The organism is Blautia sp. DFI.9.10, from assembly GCF_024461705.1.
Lineage (GTDB): Bacteria > Bacillota > Clostridia > Lachnospirales > Lachnospiraceae > Blautia_A > Blautia_A fusiformis.
Window position 1 is genome coordinate 1 of record NZ_JANGAA010000074.1, and the last position, 227, is coordinate 227.

Annotated in this window: 1 pseudogene; it reads right to left on the bottom strand. The window is 52.0% G+C overall.

Annotated features, from left to right (window positions below):
• Positions 1–227: pseudogene (locus NE671_RS15750) on the bottom strand (transcription termination factor Rho); the annotation flags it as partial.

The window sequence follows — 227 nt, forward strand, 5'->3', positions numbered from 1 at the left end:
TTCGGTCCCTGGATCGCCTCTCTGATCTCGGTAACCTCCTCAGGACGCTCATCGATCAGAAGAATGATCAGATGCATATCCCTGTTATTCCTGAGGATAGACTTGGCAACGTCTTTCAGAAGGGTTGTCTTACATGCCTTTGGCGGAGATACGATCAATCGTCGCTGGCCCTTTCCGATAGGACTGATCAGATCCACGATACGCATGGCCGTTGAACCGCCTGCACG